A 19,090-nucleotide genomic window follows, 5' to 3' on the forward strand; every position below is an offset into this window, starting at 1 on the left:
TCTGCTAGGTGACACGATGCGAGGCTGGATAAAATTAGGCAGTGTGCTGTACTGTAGCATGTGTTTACATGGCTGTCTTGTTGTGCCTGAACACACCCGACAGGTCGAATCTACCACACGAGTTTTTGTGGATAGCAATGCCCATGACACACAGGTTGAAATCAGTCGTCCACAAGTCATTATTATACAAAACCCAGACTATGATTATCGACCACATCGTCCAGAATATCATGTGCCGCCAAACTGCCATTTACAATCCAATGGACGGTCTATGGGCCCTATCCCGATGGTCTGCGATTAAAATTCCTCATACACCGCAGGATCCTGATTTCTCAGGCGGCCGTTGCTGCGCGTCAGAGCGTTGATCTGCTGCATTTGCTCGTCACTGAGTTCAAACTGAAAAATCGCTTTGTTGGCAAGCTGGTTTTCATCGCTACTGGCTTTGGGAATTGGAATCACACCAAGCTGAATCTGCCATCTTAAAATCACCTGCGCTACAGATTTGCCGATTTGCTGGGCAATCTCTTGCAATACTGCATCTTGAAATACATCGCGCGCGCGTCCCAACGGACTCCACGCCATGGTTAAAATGCCATGTTGCTGATGATACGCACATTGCTCGGCTTGGTTAAAATACGGATGTAACTCAATCTGGTTAATCACAGGTACAATCCCTGTTTCCTTTTTTAACACTTCAATATGTTCAGGCAAGAAGTTACTCACGCCAATCGACTTAATCTGCCCTTTTTTCTGGGCATCAATCAAGGCTTGCCAAGCTTCCACATATAACCCCTGATTTGGGTTCGGCCAGTGAATTAAATATAAATCAAAATAGTTAATCTTCGCCCGATACAGTGACTCTTCGATGGTTACCACCGCCTTGTCATATGCATGGTGGCGACCTGGCAACTTGGAAGTAATAAACAGTTCATCACGCTGAAGTCCCGAAAGATGAACCGCTTGCCCCACTGCCCCTTCATTTTCATAGTTAAATGCCGAATCCAGCATACGGTAACCATGTGCCAAAGCACGCTGCATGGTCTGAACGCCTATATGTCCATTCAGACTATAGGTTCCAAAACCCAAGGCAGGAATTACATAACCGTCATGCAAGGTCAAATTCGGAATATGTTCAGATCGATTCATGTGCTGTTTTTCTCTCTGGCAATGCTTTAAACATTATGGCGCAGCACCGTTGTTGAAATCGGTTAAATTGTATAAATAATGCTACTTTCACCCTGATATAGCAGGAAGTTTTTATAATAAACCAAATAAATTCAAGGAATGAGATCATGTCAACTATTCATCCTGCCGCGGCGCAGGGCTTTAGTTCTGGTGCAGCTTTATATCAGCAAACCCGCCCAAGTTATCCTTTACAAATTGTCTCTTGGCTACGCAGTGAGCTGGAGCTGAGCAGCCAGTCACAGGTAATTGATCTTGCTGCAGGTACAGGTAAATTTACCCAATACCTCAAACAGGTCACTCCGCATATCGTTGCAGTTGAACCCGTTGCTGAAATGCAACAACAATTCAAGGCAGCTTATCCTGACGTCACCACTTTGACTGCCTACAGCGACCAGATTCCACTGGAGTCGGCACAATATGACGCCGTTCTGGCTGCACAGGCTTTTCACTGGTTTGCCAACCATGAAACCCTTGCTGAAGTTCACCGCCTGCTCAAACCACATGGGCATTTTGGACTGGTCTGGAACCAGCGTGATACCAGTGTACCGTGGGTCAAAGCGATTGCGGATATTTTATTACCCCTAGAAAACGATACGCCACGCTATCATAGTGGTGAATGGAAAAAAGCCTTTCAAAATCAGTCATGGTTTAAACTCGGTAGCGAGCAGCATTTTATCCATTTGCATCATGGCACGGTCGAGCAAGTGGTCAGTAACCGTTTACTTTCCACCAGTTTTATTGCCATGATGCCTGCTGAACAACAGCAGCAACTCAAACAACAGTTTGAGCAGGTGATTTTTGACTATTTGGGCAAACGCCCTGACGATGAAATTGATTTTCCATATTTAACTTATGCGTATGATTTTATTAAAATATAATAAAATCATACGGTTTGGATTTTGGTAACTTTATGATGCAATGCTTTTCTCGTTCCCTCCTGCCCGCATTCATGCTTGCAGGCAGTCTGGGCCTTGCGGCATGTCAGAAACAGCCTGAGCAGAGCAGTTCGGCAACAACCGCATCCTCAGCAGCGACGCATACTGCCAGTGAAGCCACCATTCCACAAAATATTAGAGCATTTGCTGCAACGCCTGATGATGCGCATGACATTCAGCAACTCGACAACTTTAACCGTGCTTTTCATGACATGACGCAAGACATGCGTACCGAACTAGAACAACTCAAACAGCAGAATCAACTGACTGTTGAATTTGTCGAACAACGCAAGCATGACCAGATTCATTCGGCATTAAACATGCTCAAGGACTTGGATCTGAAGACGGAACAGGGTCGCTATATTCAGGGCATGATGTACGACTATTGGGATCAGCGACAGCATCAAAAAGCCACGGAGAAAGTCGATAAAACCCCAGTCATTCAAGCCACTCAACAACTTGAATACTGGAAAGCGCATACAGCCAATGCCAATCCTGCATCATAAAAAAAGCATGGCAAACGCCATGCTTTTTTATTTTTAGAGCTTTATTTTACAATGCTTTATGCTCAATCCACTGAATTGAATGTACCCGAAACAACTCACAAGCCCCATCACCCACATCAGTATTGGTCAATGAAGAACGCCAGACCAGATTGCGGTCTTTAACCTCAACCAGCTCACCTTGTAAACGCACCAGATCACCCCGCTGGACTTGCTTGATCTGTTTGGCGATGTCAGGGTTCGCAGGAATAATGTGCATATTGGACACCATTTGCATGGCTTGCTCTGCTGACACAGGTAAGGTTTTCATTTTCCAGTTGAGAAAGCGGTCATACTGACGCACGCTAATCTGTTTAGCAAAATATGGATCAGCAAACATGCCCCAACTCACCGCATAATCAATCGGGGAAAATTTTGCCTGTTCATCCTGACTATAGCTTTTGGTGCTTAAAATTCGAAAGTCACCCCGAAAGGCTTTCAGCGGCGAAATGGACTGCCATGTCACCTCAGGTGCCAAGCCATTGGCAATGTTGTATTCTGCACCTGAATTTGAAGCAAAACTATGACTTGTAAGCAGCGCCAATCCTAAACCACATGCGAAAAATTTTAGGGCTTGCATAGCGACTCCTCATCTCATCAAAAATCAATCTCATTCTAGAATTTTAGAATGTTCATCTTGATCAAATGCAGCTAAATGGTAACGACTACACGCAAAAGCGTAGTAATTTTGTCATCTCGTTTTCTAGTCCTCAAATTCGACCCGAATGGTTTCAAAGCGAATTCGACCTTTTTTAATTGCATCGGCAATCGCCTGCTGTCCTTTGGTCAGACGTGCATTGCCACTTTTAATATCAATAAGCACGACTTCAATCTCATCGGCACGCCCATCTCCATCGCGAAAAGCGTTATAACCATTAAATACAACATAGTCGACAGGATCTCCCAGAAATTTGGCATCGCTGGGTAAATATTCAAATTCAGGGAAAATCGGGGCGAACTGCTCCGCCATTCTTCCCTTTAAAATCGCACGGCTACTGTTGACACTGCGTGACTGAGCTAAGCGTAATTCTTTCTGATGTTTGCGTTTTAGCTCTGAAATCTGAACTTCATATTCCGCTTGAATTTTGCCATTCCTCAGGTTCGACAATAATGCATAAGTCAAAATAACGCCAATGCCTAAACCAATGACCATAGCAATCCAAATGGGCATACGATGCTTCCTGTGTCTAAATTGACGCATTTAAACAGGCTTAGGACTTTTTGTCATGTCATAAGCGTAATCAGGGAAAAAGTGCTAAAGTAATCAAGCCTATATTTTTTATATAAAAGACATGAAAACGATATTAATTGCTAATCAAAAAGGCGGATGCGGAAAAACTAATACAGCCATTACGCTTGCCAGTGCTCTTGCAGCAAAAAATTACCGCGTTGCACTCGCCGATGCTGACAATCAAAAATCGAGCCTGCAATGGTTAAAACAACGCCCTGAACATAGTATCTCTTCTATTCAGTCGCTAGACTGGCGCAATGAAAAATCAATTGGCGATGTGCCAAAAAATCTTGAATATTTAATTATTGATGCACCAGGTGCATTGTCAGGTGAGCATGCTGAACAACTCATCAGCGAAAGCCATGCGATTATTATTCCGATACAGCCCTCATTTTTCGACATCGACAGCACACGCCGTTTTCTCAAGCATTTACAAGAAATTAAACGTGTACGCAAAGGTAAGGTTGAGCTATTGTTACTCGCTAACCGGGTCAAAGCCCACAGTGCCAGCTCTAAAGATATTCAGGATTTTTTTAGTAAAATTGAGCAACAACCGATTGCATGGATTTCTGAGCGCAGTGCTTATGGACAACTTGCCATGCAAGGTTTGAGTGTTTTTGATAAACAACAGAAAATCTATCAGACTATTCAAAAACAATGGCAGCCACTACTCAACGCCATTATTGACGACCCGACTGCATGGTTTTAAAGCCTGTAAAGTAGATCAATTTGCCGCCACGTGTTTTTCAGTTAATATACGAATATTAAAAAAACCTTAATTTTGAGATGCACGTGCAAAAATCTGCTCCTATTTTATTACATCGTATTTTATTGTTCGGATTGTTTTTTATCCTGCTGTATTTAAGCTTCAGTGTTCTTAAGTATTTTATTGTGCCTGTGGTTTGGGCCATCATTATTGCGTATATGACTTGGCCAATTTACCGCTGGATCTTGAGAAAATGCGGTGAGCAACGCCCTAACCTCAGTGCAACCCTCATGTTATTGCTGATTATTTTGGTGATTGGCGTGCCCTTTGTATTTGCAATTTTTATTTTACAAAATGAGGGGCAACAGTTATTTACTGAAGTTCAAAAACAATTATTTTCAGGGCATCTGAACTTACCTGCATTTATTACAGGTCTTCCAATTATTGGTCATGACATTCAACGTATACTGGACGAGATAAATAGCAATCCGTACGCTTTACGACAAAATATTACGCTGTGGTTGCAAAGCCACCTAAACTACGGTCGCCTTGTGCTGGGTGAAATTAGCCGTAATCTGGTGAAATTATTTTTTGCACTGTTTTCCCTGTTTTTCTTTTATCGTGATGGCATTACCTTACTCAATCAGGTTAAACATGCCTTGGAAAAAGTCGTTGGTCCCCGTATTCATCATTATTTAAAAACGATTTCCAAAACCACACGCGCTGTGGTGTACGGCATTGGTTTAACTGCAATTGCGCAAGCAGTTTTGGCAGGCCTGAGCTATTTTATCGCGGGTGTTCCCAACCCGATGCTCTTAACCATTGTCACTTTTGTGTTGGCACTGATTCCATTTGGTACACCTATCTCTTATATCGCAGTCAGTTTGTGGCTATTTTCACAAGGGCACATTTTCGCAGCGATTGGTGTATTAACCTGGGGGGTGTGTATTGTCAGTACTTCTGACAATGTGATTCGCCCTCTGGTGATTTCAGGAGCGACCCAAGTTCCGTTTTTATTGATTATGTTTGGCGTTTTGGGGGGCATTGCCAGTTTTGGTCTCATCGGACTGTTTATTGGCCCTGTTGTTCTGGCAATTTTACTGGCAATCTGGCGAGAATGGATTCATGAGCAACAAATGGAAAACCCAACTTCAACATTAGAGTGATACCACGCATTTACTGATATCGGTATAACAAATTCATACATGTGCTAACCGATTACGAACAATGCCTCAATTTTTGTTTGCTTGAATAAAAGACGTAAAAAAATAAAACAGGATAATAATCACATGCGTCATTTTATTCAGCTCACAGGCTTGTGCCTTCTCGGTTCCATGCTACTGACCAGTTGCCAGTCTTGGTCTTCAAAACACACCTCACAGCAGCAAGTGACCATGAATGCTGTGACTGCACAGGGAATTGCCGAGAAAATCGGAACTGTGACGTTACAGGATTCTGCTCGAGGTTTAGTCATTACCACCCATTTATCCAAACTGCCTTCAGGCATGCATGGTTTTCATGTTCATGAAAAAGGATCATGTGACCCTGCGATGAAAGATGGCAAGATGGCTGCTGGCCTTGCTGCAGGCGGACATTTTAACCCTCAACAAACCCCTCATCATGGCACGCCCCTCACAGGACATTTGGGCGATTTACCTGTACTTCAGGTCGATGCCAATGGCAATGCCAATCAAAAACTACTCGCACCTCGCCTAAAACTCAGTGATGTCCACGGCTTGGCAATCATGGTTCATGCCGGTGGTGATAACTATTCGGACTCTCCAAAACCATTTGGTGGTGGCGGTGAACGGATTGCATGTGGGCTGATTCCATAAAGCACGCAGTGTAATTGACAAGAACTTGAAAAAAGTCCAGTCTAAATACTGACATAATCACCTAAAAATCAATAACGTGAATAGCTTTTATACCCTGCTTCAGCGTTACCTGAGCAATGCATTGATCATGTATTGCTTACAAATGTGGATTGTGCTGACTGGCACCACACTCGGTTTATATTATTTGCACTTGGGACAATTTATTGTCCCAGTGACCTTAGGAACGATTGCAGCAGCCCTAACCGATTTCGATGATCGGCTGAGTATTCGCTTGCGTAATTTACTCTATGTTTGTGTGCTGTTTTTTATCACCAGTACCATTTTAGAGTTGTTACATCCCTATCCTATTTTCTTTATTTTGTATTTATCGTTGTCCAGTGCAGGTTTTATTTTACTGGGCGGCTTGGGGCAGCGTTACGCTACCATTTCGTTTGGAACAGTGTTGCTGTCCATTTATACCATGTTTGGTTTGGGCGAAGTACACGTCTGGTACTGGCAACCCAGCTGCTTTGTTTTAGGCGCAATCTGGTACAGTTGTGCAGCGATTATTTTTTACCTGCTCAAACCGACACTGGTGGTACAGGACTATCTCTCGACCAGTTTTCAACAGATTGCCCAGTTACTTCAAATCAAATCCAAGCTCTTCGACCCCGACCATCAGCATTTGGTTGAGCAACTGCTGTTTGATTTATCTGTGCAAAATGCCGCTGTCGTACAAAGTTTGAATCAGACCAAAACCGCTCTACTGACACGCCTGAAAGCCTCACGTGCCAATAAAAATACCATCTACTGGTTACATCTCTACTTTCTGGCGCAGGATATTCACGAACAGGCAACCTCCAATTATTTACATTACGAACAGATCCAAGCCAATTTTAGCCGTAGCGATTTAATTTTTCGTATTCAAAAAAATATCCGCATGAATGCGCTCGCCTGCGAGCAAATTGCACAGTGTGTACTGAATCGGCAACCCTATGTGGTCAATCCTGAGCATAGTTTGGCACTTCAGCATTTAGAACAATCTATGCACGACTGGGTACAACTCAATCCAGAGAATCTGGAAGTGAAAAATTTACAGCTCATTTTAAATAATTTGCATAATCTACATCAGCAACTTTTGGCACTGAATCATTTGCCACAACACACGACCACACTCGATGACAATCTGAATTTACTCGATGATGATATTCAAGGCTGGCATGATCTCGTTTTAAAACTTAAGCAACATCTGAGCCCCCAGTCTGCCTTGTTTCGCCATGCGGTACGCATCGCAGTCGTCTTTCTGGTGGGTTATGCAATTTCTTTATTACCTTTTGCCAGAAATGGTTACTGGATTTTACTTACCAGTTTATTTGTCTGCCAAATCAGCTACTTTGCCACCAAATCACGCCTAAAAATGCGGACTCTAGGCACACTACTAGGCGTGTTATGTGGTATTCCCATTTTATATTTTGTTCCCAGTATTGAAGGACAACTGCTGCTGACCGTCATTTGTGGCGTGCTGTTCTTTTATTTGCGGGTCAAAAAATATTCGATGGCAACCCTCATGGCAACCTTGATGGTGCTACTGATTTTTAATATTAAAGGGTCAGGCTATGAAATTATTTTACCGCGGATTATTGATACCCTGCTCGGCTGCGGGATTGCATGGTTAGCAGTCAGTCTGATTTGGCCTGACTGGAATTTCCGAAATATTTCCAACAATATCAAAAACTCAACCCAAGCCACATTGGCTTATCTGGATGCCGTAGTTGAGCAGTATCAGCAAGGTAAAAGTAACAGTATGCATTATCGTAGAGCTCGGCGTTTTGCACATAATAAACAGATCGAGCTGTCTGCCATGATTTCCAGTCTGAGTGCTGAACCACACCCCAATCCAACCCTGATTCATCATGCCTTTCGTTATCTGGTTTATAGCCATAGTCAGCTCAGTTATATTTCAGCGCTGGGGAGTCATCGCGAACAGGTACAAGATCCACAGATTCTCGAATTAATGCATTGGTGTCAGCAGACTTTAAATGCTGTACTACTTCAACAACAGCCTCTAGCTGAAATTCAGATTCAGGAAAAATTACAAGAAATTAAGAGGCTTAGTCAGCAAGCAAACTTGTCAGATCATTTGTTATTAATCTTAAAACAGATCAGTTTATTATTAGAAACTCTGCCTGAGTTACTCCACTTACGCCAGCAGTTACTGATACAAGAGATTAAGTAAGGCCTCTCAGGCGTGCGCTTGAAGACAATGCCACGCCTGATTAAATATTTTAATTAATATAACTGCAAGCCCGCACTAAAACAGACCTGCCTGCTGTCGCTGATCAAGTAATTGTTTTAGCACTTTCCTCGGATAAAAAAACCATAGACTCAACAACAGTACACAACTTCCAGAAAATGCAATCAGATGAAATTGGGTATAAAGCCAACGTACAACTTCAATCACCACAAAAAAGCTCAGCATCAGCAGCATCGAAACCGCAGCTGCAACTGTGCCTTTCGATACATTTGAAGACATTAAGGCAAAACGATACATGACTGAAAAACTGATGCCCTCACCAAAACTGATTAAGGTCATACCGATAAGCAGTAAAGCGAGCGCATACTGTGGCAACCAAACGGCGCTCAGTAAAAATAAAGCACCACATAACATGATCGGTACGCCCACAAAAACCGTTCGCCCCAATGCAAAACGATCAATCACTTTAATTAATAGCGCATTCCCTGCGATCAGCCCTAAAAACACAGGAAATTGTGATAATCCATAAGCCAGACTGCTCAGTTTAAGCTCATCGACCAACATCACAGGTGACAGCGCAATCCATAACATCAATGGGATATTCACCAAAGGTAAAGCCAGACTTAGCCCTAAAAATTCTGAGTTACGATATACGCGCTTAAAATCATCGAACAAATATAGAAAAGGCTGGCGTGTGATGCTCCGCTGTTGTCGTGGCATTTGGCTATTTAAACCAAACCAGCTCAGTGCAGCCAAAATGGCAATGGCGATAAATCCCCAGTGCCATGACACATAATCAATCAAAAATGCACCCAGCACAGGCCCAAGCAGGGGCGCCAGCAAAGAAATATTGGCCATAAGCGCCATGACTTTAATTGCATCGCGCTCAGCAAAATTTTCCTGAATCGCCGCATAACCCACTGCTGAAATCACCGTGAGACCAATGCCTTGCAGAAAACGCAGGGCTAAAAACTGTTGTATATTTTGGGTCAATAAAATCAGCAGACAACACACACTAAAAAACAATACACCTGTCAGCAGCACTCGCCTGCGTCCAAGGCGATCAGAGAGTGGGCCAAGCAACCAGGCTACACATCCTCCCCCCAATAAATAAAACGACATGGACGAAGGCGCCCAAGTGGCACTGACAGAAAAATCTTGGGTGATTGCCAGCATGGCTGGCTGAATCAGATCATTTCCAATGTAAACTGAGAACTCAAACAGTACGAGTGCCAACGGAAACATCAGGGTTGAACGATTCAATGTTTTTGGGATGGGTTGCATCGTTTTTCTTCAATAAAGAACCGCGCCAAACGTTGGAGCAGCAGACAAAAATACAGAGAGAGGTTTCAAGCAAAATAAAAAATACAGCGTATGTATAAGGCATTCAAAAAATAAAATAAGCAGCAGTTTAGATGTTATTGAGTCATACCATAACACTTTTTATAGCAATGACCGAATGATTACAGTGCATACAATGCACTGTCATATATTTTTAGGCTGAATAAAAACTTGTCATTTTATAGGTTCGCGCATCACACTTTATCAGGTTCAATACACGCAATGATTCACACCTTCCTCGAAAATTAACCACAAAAATTTCGGGTAAAAGTATTTTTCCATATGCTTGATTTTTAACAAAACCTTGATCTTAAATGTACAGATTTAAAATTAAATTTTCAGTAAAAACTTAAACCAATATTAATTTTTAAAATTTATTTTGCAACAAAGTAATTAAGCAACCGTTCTTTTTTAATATTTTTCATTGTAACAAAAGTGACATATTTCAGTCACTTTGTTGTCACACAGTCACATTAAATTAACACTCAATTTAGTTCATTCTCATCTTCCAACCTTAATGAACTTAAGGTGGAAATACCTTCCATACAGGGAATATCTATGACTTACTTCTCTAAAAAAATATTTGGCGCTTTAGTAGCCTCTGCGACGCTTGCGATTAGCGTAGCGCATGCAGGTGAAATTACGGGTGCAGGTTCTACATTCGTATATCCTGTGCTTTCAAAATGGTCAGCAACTTATCACGCTAAAACAGGCAATAAAATCAACTACCAATCTATCGGTTCTGGTGGTGGTATTGCTCAAATTAAAGCAGGCACTGTAACTTTTGGTGCATCAGACATGCCATTAACTCCTGCTGAGTTAAATGCTGCTGGTTTAAAACAATTCCCAATTATTATTGGTGGTGTTGTTCCAGTTGTGAACATTGATGGTGTACGTCCAGGCGCTTTACGTTTGACTGGTCCTGTTCTAGCAGACATTTTCTTGGGTAAAGTAACCAAGTGGAATGATCCAGCAATCCAACATTTGAACCCTTCTTTGCACCTTCCTGACCAACGTATTTCTGTTGTTCACCGCTCTGATGGTTCTGGTACAACTTTCAACTGGGCAAACTATCTATCAAAAGTAAGCCCAACTTGGAAATCTAAAGTTGGTGAAGGTACATCTATCTCTTGGCCTACAGGTATTGGCGGCAAAGGTAACGAAGGTGTTGCTGCTTATGTGAAACAAATCAAAGGTTCTATTGGTTATGTTGAGCTTGCATATGCTTTACAAAACCGCATGAGCTACACAGCAATGCAAAACAAAGCAGGTCACTTTGTACAACCAAACACTGCAACTTTCCAAGCAGCAGCGGCGGGTACAAGCTGGAACAAATCACCTGATTTTTATAATGTAATTACCAATGCATCTGGCGCTAACTCTTGGCCGATCACTGCAACTACATTTGTAATCATGCATAAGCAACCAAAATCTGCTCAAGCAAGCAAAGAAGCTCTAGACTTCTTCAAATGGTCACTTGAGCATGGTCAAGCAAATGCACGTGCTTTGGACTACATTCCTTTACCTGCAAACTTAACTAAACAAATTGAAGGTTACTGGATTAAAAACATTAACGTTAAGTAATCTGGACATCGCCTCTTTTTTTAAATCCAACAGAATTCGTTTTGTTGGATTTATCTCTATTTCTTAATTAAAGATTTTCAATGATGAAACTAGATAGAACAATGAACCTAAATAGTCAAACAGACTCAAAAGATCAGCGTAATGATCGACTGTTTCACTATGTGGTCAAAAGCTGTGCCATCTTTGTGCTTCTGATTATGCTTGCTGCATCTTTTTCCATGATTTGGAGTGGCAAAGAAGCTTTTCAAACCTTTGGATTTTCATTTATCTGGAACAGTTCTTGGGATCCGATTGAGAAAAATTTTGGTGCTCTTGTTCCCATTTATGGCACATTAGTCACCTCTCTGATTGCGATGTTGATTGCCGTTCCTGTCAGTTTTGGTATCGCTATTTTTATTACCAACATTGCACCTAAGTGGATCCGTACACCAATTGCAACAGCAATTGAGCTACTCGCAGGTATTCCCTCTATCATTTATGGTATGTGGGGTTTATTTGTTTTTGTCCCATTTATGGCGGATCACATTTACCCTTGGGTCAATGACCATATGGGTACATGGCCACTTATCGGCCCATTGTTTCAAGGGCCACCAATTGGTTTAGGCATGCTCACCGCAGGTATTGTACTGAGCATCATGATTATTCCTTTTGTTTCTTCTATCATGCGTGAAGTGTTTGCAACCGTGCCAACACCACTGATTGAATCTGCTTATGCTGTCGGCAATACCACTTGGGAAGTCATTTGGGATATTGTTTTACCTTATACACGCTCAGCAGTACTCGGTGGTATTTTCCTAGGTTTAGGCCGCGCCTTAGGTGAAACAATGGCTGTGACATTCGTATTAGGTAATGCTCATCAGCTTAGTTTGTCATTGCTTGAACCAGGCAACTCAATTTCGGCAACCATTGCCAATGAATTTACCGAAGCAGATTCTAGTATTTACTTGTCTTCACTGCTTGCTCTAGGCTTTATTTTATTTGTCGTAACATTTATTGTGCTCGCGATTGCACGTTTCATGTTAGGGCGTCTATCACGCCGTGAAGGAGCGTAATCATGTCAACTGCGCTTTGGAAAACCCGTCAAGTTAAAAATTTTCTTGCAAAAGCCCTATCCTTATTCACTGCTGTATTTGGATTGTTCTGGTTAGTTTGGATTTTGTGGACCACCTTGAAAAATGGTCTACCTGCTTTGCATTTAAATCTACTCACTCAAATGACACCTCCTCCTGGCGAAACAGGTGGATTACTCAATGCCATTTTTGGCAGTATTTTTATGAGTGCAATTGCAGTTTTGATTGGTACGCCTGTCGGCATTGCAGCAGGAACTTACCTGTCTGAATACGCACGCGAAACCAAACTTGGTTTTTGTATTCGTTTTATTAATGACATTTTACTTTCAACGCCTTCTATTGTGATTGGTCTGTTTGTATATGAACTTATGGTTCGACAAATGGGGCATTTCTCTGCCATCGCAGGCGCAGTAGCATTGGCATTTTTAGTTCTGCCTGTTGTAGTACGTACAACCGATGAGATGCTGCAACTGGTTCCCAATACCCTACGTGAAGCTGCACAGGCTCTAGGTATTCCACGCTGGAAGATTGTCCAGCAGGTACTTTACCGTGCTGCCATGTCAGGGATTGTTACAGGCATCTTGCTGGCACTTGCCCGTATTCTGGGTGAAACAGCACCACTACTCTTTACTGCGCTCAACAACCAATATTGGTCAACTAATCTATTACAACCAATGGCAAACGTGCCTGTAGTGATTTTCCAATATGCGATGAGTCCTTATGATGACTGGCATGCACTCGCATGGGCTGGCGCACTCCTCATGACCTTTTTTGTCCTTGTGCTTGGCATTGTGTCTCGCACAATCTTAATCAAAAAGGATAAATAAAATGAATACAACATCTCCATCTCTATCGAACAACTTGCAAGATGCGCAACGCGCACAGCATACACCATCGCATAATACGCCTATGTTTAATTCAGTGCTTCATACCTCGCCGCAGTTAACACCTGAGACGGCTAAGCTAGATATACGCAATCTAAATTTTTATTATGGCCAGGCACAGGCACTTAAAAATATTAATATGATTATTCCTGAAAACCGAATCACAGCGCTGATCGGACCTTCAGGTTGCGGTAAATCTACGTTATTGCGTGTGTTTAACCGTATTTATGACATTTACCCAAAACTTCGTGCTGAAGGTGAGGTTTTGTTTGATGGTCAAAATATCTTAAACGACAATATTTCTGTAAACGAACTCCGCGCTAAAATCGGTATGGTTTTCCAAAAACCAGTCCCTTTCCCAATGACCATTTATGAAAATATTGCTTATGCAATCCGTCATTATGAAAAACTGTCTAAAGCTGAGATGAACAATCGCGTAGAAAAAGTTTTGCGTGACGTAGCTTTGTGGGATGAAGTTAAAGACAAACTACACCAAAGCGCATTGGGTTTATCGGGTGGTCAGCAACAGCGTTTATGTATTGCTCGTGCTGTGGCATTGAAACCTGAAGTGTTATTGCTTGATGAGCCAACCTCTGCACTAGATCCTATTTCTACTGCAAAAGTTGAGCAACTGATTGAACAGCTTAAAACCAAATATACCGTTCTGATCGTAACGCATAACATGCAACAGGCAGCGCGTATTTCTGACTATACGGGCTTTATGTTCTTAGGTAAGTTGATTGAGTTGGATACATCTAACAATATCTTTACCAATCCAAAACAACAGCAAACTGAAGACTATATTACTGGTCGTTTCGGTTAAGTTTTTCTCTGTTTTTTAACAGTTTCGAAAAAAAAGACGATTTTATATCGTCTTTTTTTATTTGGGGAGCTTACGATAGGTCTTGATGCTTAGCATCCCAATCAACCATAAAAATGCTGTTTTAAATGCTGACTATAATCTGTCAAATACTGATCCAGCTGCTCACGATGATTGGCTTTTGGCATATTCTTCGCTGCCAATTGTGTTTGCTTAATCTCTAAGTGTTTTAAAATTTCAACCTGCTCAAGCTCGGACAACAACGCTTTTTCTTTCTGTTGTTTTTTGATTTCTAAATAATTTTCAGCCCAGTCACGTAGCGGGTCATTTTGATCAATTTGTGCAAATAAATCTGTAATTAGCAATGCAGGCATATCTTGCTGTAATGCCAATTCAGCCGACAATAAACCTCGAATCGAATAAAACACTTTTTTATAAGTAAAGTTATCTGCGACTTGCATGACTTTCATGCCATTTTGAGCCAAAGACAAATAGTGATAATACAATGCACTATAGTCGATGCATTCAAGCAAACCTTGTTTAAAGCTATCCCATTCGGGGAAAGTATTCATATATTCAATATGCGCCCGCACCCACTCCAAAACAGTTGGATTGCTTTTTGCCAGTAACCCAAACATTTTGTCGAGATCGTAAGATACGAAATCGAAATCACCATCCATGATTTCAATCAGGTCACGATGTTTTTTATAGTCAAAATATTGTGCTTTACTCGGCAAGTGAAAACCACGTACATCATAATCACTGTCAGGGCTTGCCATGCCCCATAAGCGACTGCCACTTTCAATATAAAACAGTGGAATGTCCTGACGCTGTTCAAAGAGTTGTTGAATATTTTTTTCGATGTTCATGTTATCTATTCTCAATATAAAAAAAGCGCATCTTTCGATACGCTTTTAGCAGAAATTTTTCTATTCAATCAAGTCTTAAAGATCAAATAATTTCCCTGGGTTCATCAAACCATTCGGGTCAAATACTTTCTTTAAGGCTTTCATATATTCAATTTCTTCAGCAGAACGGCTGTATTCCAAATAAGGTTTTTTGGTCATACCCACGCCATGTTCAGCCGAAATTGAACCGTTGTATTTTTTCACAGTTTCAAATACATACTTATTCACCACCTGACATTTGGCAAAGAATTCATCTTTAGTCAAATCAGCAGGTTTTAAGATGTTCAAATGCAAATTACCGTCACCAATATGACCAAACCAGCAGATTTCAAAGTCTGGATAGTTTTCAGTCACAATCGCATCAATTTCTTTAATAAATGCAGGCACATGAGTGATTAGCACTGAAATATCGTTTTTGTACGGAATAAACGGCGCAATCGACTCCGAAATATCTTCACGTAAACGCCATAAATTTTGGACTTGTTCAAGGCTTTGGCTCATCACACCGTCAAGCACCCAACCTTGTTCCATGCAATGCTCAAAGATTTCCATGGCTTTTTCCATGATTGGCTCATATGGTGCTTCAAACTCAAGCAATACATAGAACGGGCATGGCGTTTCAAATGGACGTTGTACATGACCATGATCTAACACTTTTTGCATGGCAAGTTCGCCAAAGAACTCAAATGCAGTCAGGTCAATCTTGCTTTGGAATGCATGTAACAATGGCATGATTGCATCAAAATCTGGTACACCCAGCACCATCACTTGCAAGTCTTGCGGTTGGCGCTCAAGCTTGATTTCAGCTTCAGTGATTAAGCCTAATGTGCCTTCGCTGCCAATAAACAAGTGTTGCAATGCATAACCTGTTGCATTTTTAACCATGCCTTTGTTCAGGTGCAAGATATCGCCTTTTCCTGTCACGACAGTGAGACCCAACACCCAGTTACGGGTCATACCGTATTTGATCACTTTGATACCGCCAGCATTAGTACCAATGTTACCACCAATCTGACTTGAACCTGACGATGCAAAATCGACTGGGTAATACATGCCTTGTTCTTCTGCATAGTTTTGCAGTTGCTCTGTCACTACGCCTGCCTGAACGCGCACCATACGATCTGCTGGGAAGAATTCCAGAATCTGGTTCATCTTGTCCATGCTCACCACGATTTCACCATTGGCTGCAACAGCACCCGCAGACAAGCCCGTACGGCCGCCCGATGGTGTCACGGCAACGTTGTACTGGTTGGCAAGCTGAACAATCGCTTGGACTTGTTCAGTACTCGATGGGAATACAATCACCGAAGGGTTTGGGTCAAAGTGCTTAGTATGGTCTTTCCCCCAATTTCCTAAGCTATCGGCATCAGTTTTGATGCGATTTTCACCTACAATTGCCGTCAATTGAGTCAGTAAGTCAGGTGATAAAGCGACAGAAGCATTCATCGTGTACACGCCTAGCAAGAAATAAACAAGTTGTTGCTCACTATGTTATCATATTGCGACCAAATTTGGCCTTATGTAGCGGAGCGGTAATGAGCCAACATCTATCACTACCTAAAGATAAAATTCGTTTCTTATTGTTAGAAGGTGTGCATCAAAATGCCATCGACACTTTAAATGCTGCGGGTTATACCAACATCGACTATCGTAAAACTGCGCTTGAAGGCGAAGCTTTGAAAGAAGCTGTTCAAGATGCACACTTTATTGGTATTCGTTCTCGTACACAATTGACTGAAGAAGTGTTTGCTGCTGCAAACAAACTCATCGCAGTCGGTTGCTTCTGTATTGGAACAAACCAAGTTGATCTTAAAGCAGCAATGCTTCGTGGTATTCCAGTATTTAACGCACCATATTCAAATACCCGTTCAGTTGCGGAACTTGTTCTTGCAGAAACTATCCTGTTACTTCGTGGCGTGCCAGAAAAATCAGCAAGCTGTCACCGTGGTGGCTGGAACAAATCTGCAGCAGGTTCTTTTGAAACTCGCGGAAAAACTTTAGGTATTGTTGGTTACGGTTCAATTGGCTCGCAACTTTCTGTACTTGCAGAAAGCTTGGGTATGCACGTGATTTATTATGATGCAGTGACTAAATTACCAATGGGTAATGCGCGCCAAGTCGGTTCTTTAGATGAATTGCTTGAAACTGCTGATGTTGTAACATTACATGTACCAGACGTTCCATCGACACGTAACTTCTTCGGTAAAGCACAATTCAGTAAAATGAAAGAAGGTGCAATCTTCTTAAATGCTGCACGTGGTACATGTGTAATCATTGAAGATTTGGCAGATGCAATCAAATCGGGTCACCTTGCAGGTGCTGCGGTTGACGTATTCCCGAAAGAACCTAAAGCCAATGGTGAAGAATTCGTTTCTCCACTTCGTGGTTTAGACAACGTGATCTTAACACCTCACGTTGGTGGTTCAACCATGGAAGCACAAGCCAACATCGGTTTAGAAGTTGCTGAGAAATTTGTGGCTTACTCTGACAAAGGTATGACGCTTTCTGCGGTGAACTTCCCAGAAATCGCATTACCATTGATGGAAGGTAAACACCGTTTACTACACATCCACAAAAACATTCCAGGTGTATTGTCAAAAATCAACAACTTGTTTGCTGAACAAGGCATTAACATCTCTGGTCAGACTTTAATGACCAAAGGTGATGTTGGTTACTTGGTGATGGACGTTGACGCATCTGCATCTCACGAAGCACTTGAGATGTTGAACCACGTTGAAGGCACAATCCGCGTTCGCGTATTGTTCTAAGCCTAGACAGACCGTCTTTAAAAGCCACAACCTTGTGTTGTGGCTTTTTTGTCGTTATATTTTTACCATTTGGTCAATAATTTCAACATGGGCTTTTTCAGAAATAATCATACTGTCCAGTCAATTGCCTTGTTTATGATTGCGATTGTCAGTGTACAAGCCAGTGCTTCTCTCGCCAAAATTCTATTTGCCTCATTTCCCGTGCTCAGCGTTTCCGCATTAAGGTTATTTTTAGGCTTCGTCCTTCTGGCTGTATTTTTTCAAATTTGGCGCGTGGCATGGCAACAGATTCGCTGGGCATCCATTCTCGGTTATGGTTTGGCACTTGCAGGCATGAATGCCTTATTTTACTTATCTTTAAGTCGCCTACCGCTGGGTATAGCCGTATCGTTTGAGTTTATTGGGCCTTTGAGTGTCGCATTACTGCATGCCAAACATCGTTATGACTTGATCTGGGTGGGCTTGGCGATTGTAGGTTTGTTATTGTTGCTCCCGTGGAATCAAACGCAGCAAGCACTCGACCCTGTTGGAATTTTTCTGGCGATTGGTGCTGGTGCCTGTTGGGCCGTTTATATTTTAACAGGCAATCGCCCTTCGGGCATTTCAGGCAATCATACCGTGTGTTTAGGTATGTTGATCGGCTCTTGTGTATTGCTCCCGATGGCACTATGGATTGGAACACCAATCAAGGTATTAGAGCTGCCTTATCTACTGTATTTTATTGGCTTGGCTTTCCTCGCCAGCGCTTTGCCTTTTTCTTTAGAAATGGTGGCATTGCGCCATTTAAGTCCATTGCTATTTGGTACGCTGACCAGTTTGGAACCTGCTTTTGCAGCACTATCAGGCGTGCTGTTTTTATCAGAACATTTACTTTGGACACAATGGTTCGCGCTTGCCACCATTATGATTGCCTCAATTGGCTGTACATATACCACTCAACTCAGCAAACAGAAGATAGAGCAACAACTCAATTCTCTCAAGCAAAACCAAGCATAAAAAAAGTGGCATCTCTGCCACTCTTTCAAAACCTGCAATATATTTACGTTAG

Annotated in this window: 19 protein-coding genes; 13 read left to right on the plus strand and 6 right to left on the minus strand. The window is 42.0% G+C overall.

Features of this window, described 5'->3' with window-relative positions; all coding sequences use genetic code 11:
- Positions 1-16 precede the first annotated feature (16 nt).
- Positions 17-301 (plus strand): hypothetical protein, encoded by a 285-nt coding sequence (locus ACX1N5_RS02690; RefSeq protein WP_458799700.1) that lies wholly within the window; start codon positions 17-19, stop codon positions 299-301.
- On the opposite strand, the gene ACX1N5_RS02695 is transcribed toward ACX1N5_RS02690, so the two are convergent.
- Entirely contained in the window at positions 298-1,146 is an 849-nt protein-coding gene (locus ACX1N5_RS02695) for an aldo/keto reductase (RefSeq protein ID WP_131379524.1), read from the minus strand. The two genes, ACX1N5_RS02690 and ACX1N5_RS02695, sit on opposite strands and share 4 nt — an antisense overlap.
- A gap of 143 nt (positions 1,147-1,289) precedes the next feature.
- On the opposite strand from ACX1N5_RS02695, the gene ACX1N5_RS02700 reads away from it, so the two are divergent.
- Together ACX1N5_RS02700 and ACX1N5_RS02705 are read left to right on the plus strand one after the other, a co-directional pair.
- Positions 1,290-2,063 carry a class I SAM-dependent methyltransferase gene (locus tag ACX1N5_RS02700; protein WP_458799861.1) on the plus strand — a complete coding sequence of 258 codons (774 nt, stop codon included), beginning with the start codon at positions 1,290-1,292 and terminating at the stop codon, positions 2,061-2,063.
- A gap of 32 nt (positions 2,064-2,095) precedes the next feature.
- On the plus strand, positions 2,096-2,626 hold the full coding sequence (locus ACX1N5_RS02705) for a hypothetical protein (protein WP_458799698.1): 531 nt from the start codon (positions 2,096-2,098) through the stop codon (positions 2,624-2,626).
- 46 nt (positions 2,627-2,672) lie between these two features.
- On the opposite strand, the gene ACX1N5_RS02710 is transcribed toward ACX1N5_RS02705, so the two are convergent.
- Both ACX1N5_RS02710 and ACX1N5_RS02715 read right to left on the minus strand, forming a co-directional pair.
- A complete protein-coding gene (locus ACX1N5_RS02710) occupies positions 2,673-3,242 on the minus strand; it encodes a hypothetical protein (protein WP_458799696.1) in 570 nt (189 codons plus the stop codon).
- Positions 3,243-3,365: 123 nt separating this feature from the next.
- A complete protein-coding gene (locus tag ACX1N5_RS02715; protein WP_004754401.1) occupies positions 3,366-3,833 on the minus strand; it encodes a Holliday junction resolvase-like protein in 468 nt (155 codons plus the stop codon).
- 121 nt (positions 3,834-3,954) lie between these two features.
- Here ACX1N5_RS02715 and ACX1N5_RS02720 point away from each other — a divergent pair, with 121 nt between their 5' ends.
- The 4 genes from ACX1N5_RS02720 (at position 3,955) to yccS (ending at position 8,649) form a co-directional block, all read left to right on the plus strand.
- On the plus strand, positions 3,955-4,602 hold the full coding sequence (locus ACX1N5_RS02720; RefSeq protein WP_131379530.1) for a ParA family protein: 648 nt from the start codon (positions 3,955-3,957) through the stop codon (positions 4,600-4,602).
- Positions 4,603-4,679: 77 nt separating this feature from the next.
- Positions 4,680-5,765: an AI-2E family transporter gene (locus ACX1N5_RS02725; protein ID WP_458799693.1), complete on the plus strand. Its 1,086-nt coding sequence runs from the start codon at positions 4,680-4,682 to the stop codon at positions 5,763-5,765.
- 123 nt (positions 5,766-5,888) lie between these two features.
- On the plus strand, positions 5,889-6,434 hold the full coding sequence (sodC, locus tag ACX1N5_RS02730; protein WP_458799691.1) for a superoxide dismutase [Cu-Zn] SodC: 546 nt from the start codon (positions 5,889-5,891) through the stop codon (positions 6,432-6,434).
- Between the two features lie 76 nt (positions 6,435-6,510).
- Positions 6,511-8,649, plus strand: coding sequence for a YccS family putative transporter (yccS, locus tag ACX1N5_RS02735; RefSeq protein ID WP_458799689.1), 2,139 nt, complete (start codon positions 6,511-6,513; stop codon positions 8,647-8,649).
- Positions 8,650-8,724: 75 nt separating this feature from the next.
- Here the strand turns inward: yccS and craA are convergent, their stop codons facing one another.
- Positions 8,725-9,951: a chloramphenicol efflux MFS transporter CraA gene (gene craA, locus ACX1N5_RS02740; protein ID WP_458799687.1), complete on the minus strand. Its 1,227-nt coding sequence runs from the start codon at positions 9,949-9,951 to the stop codon at positions 8,725-8,727.
- Positions 9,952-10,566: 615 nt separating this feature from the next.
- Between craA and pstS the strand changes: the two genes are divergently transcribed.
- From pstS to pstB, 4 genes are all read left to right on the plus strand, one after another.
- Entirely contained in the window at positions 10,567-11,592 is a 1,026-nt protein-coding gene (pstS, locus tag ACX1N5_RS02745; protein WP_131379540.1) for a phosphate ABC transporter substrate-binding protein PstS, read from the plus strand.
- A 101-nt stretch (positions 11,593-11,693) separates the two neighbouring features.
- Positions 11,694-12,644, plus strand: coding sequence for a phosphate ABC transporter permease subunit PstC (gene pstC, locus ACX1N5_RS02750; protein ID WP_004754413.1), 951 nt, complete (start codon positions 11,694-11,696; stop codon positions 12,642-12,644).
- 2 nt (positions 12,645-12,646) lie between these two features.
- Positions 12,647-13,489 (plus strand): phosphate ABC transporter permease PstA, encoded by an 843-nt coding sequence (pstA, locus tag ACX1N5_RS02755; protein WP_004754415.1) that lies wholly within the window; start codon positions 12,647-12,649, stop codon positions 13,487-13,489.
- Between the two features lies 1 nt (position 13,490).
- Positions 13,491-14,369 carry a phosphate ABC transporter ATP-binding protein PstB gene (gene pstB / locus ACX1N5_RS02760; protein ID WP_131388596.1) on the plus strand — a complete coding sequence of 293 codons (879 nt, stop codon included), beginning with the start codon at positions 13,491-13,493 and terminating at the stop codon, positions 14,367-14,369.
- A gap of 101 nt (positions 14,370-14,470) precedes the next feature.
- On the opposite strand, the gene ACX1N5_RS02765 is transcribed toward pstB, so the two are convergent.
- Positions 14,471-15,235 (minus strand): nucleotidyltransferase domain-containing protein, encoded by a 765-nt coding sequence (locus ACX1N5_RS02765; protein ID WP_458799685.1) that lies wholly within the window; start codon positions 15,233-15,235, stop codon positions 14,471-14,473.
- Between the two features lie 75 nt (positions 15,236-15,310).
- Positions 15,311-16,720, minus strand: a complete 1,410-nt coding sequence (locus ACX1N5_RS02770) for an FAD-binding oxidoreductase (protein ID WP_131379544.1) — start codon at positions 16,718-16,720, stop codon at positions 15,311-15,313.
- A gap of 89 nt (positions 16,721-16,809) precedes the next feature.
- Between ACX1N5_RS02770 and serA the strand changes: the two genes are divergently transcribed.
- Together serA and ACX1N5_RS02780 are read left to right on the plus strand one after the other, a co-directional pair.
- A complete protein-coding gene (serA, locus tag ACX1N5_RS02775; protein ID WP_131388600.1) occupies positions 16,810-18,042 on the plus strand; it encodes a phosphoglycerate dehydrogenase in 1,233 nt (410 codons plus the stop codon).
- A gap of 87 nt (positions 18,043-18,129) precedes the next feature.
- Positions 18,130-19,038 carry an EamA family transporter gene (locus ACX1N5_RS02780; protein ID WP_458799683.1) on the plus strand — a complete coding sequence of 303 codons (909 nt, stop codon included), beginning with the start codon at positions 18,130-18,132 and terminating at the stop codon, positions 19,036-19,038.
- The last annotated feature ends 52 nt before the right edge of the window (positions 19,039-19,090 follow it).

It is taken from the genome of Acinetobacter sp. ANC 4636 (assembly GCF_054454555.1).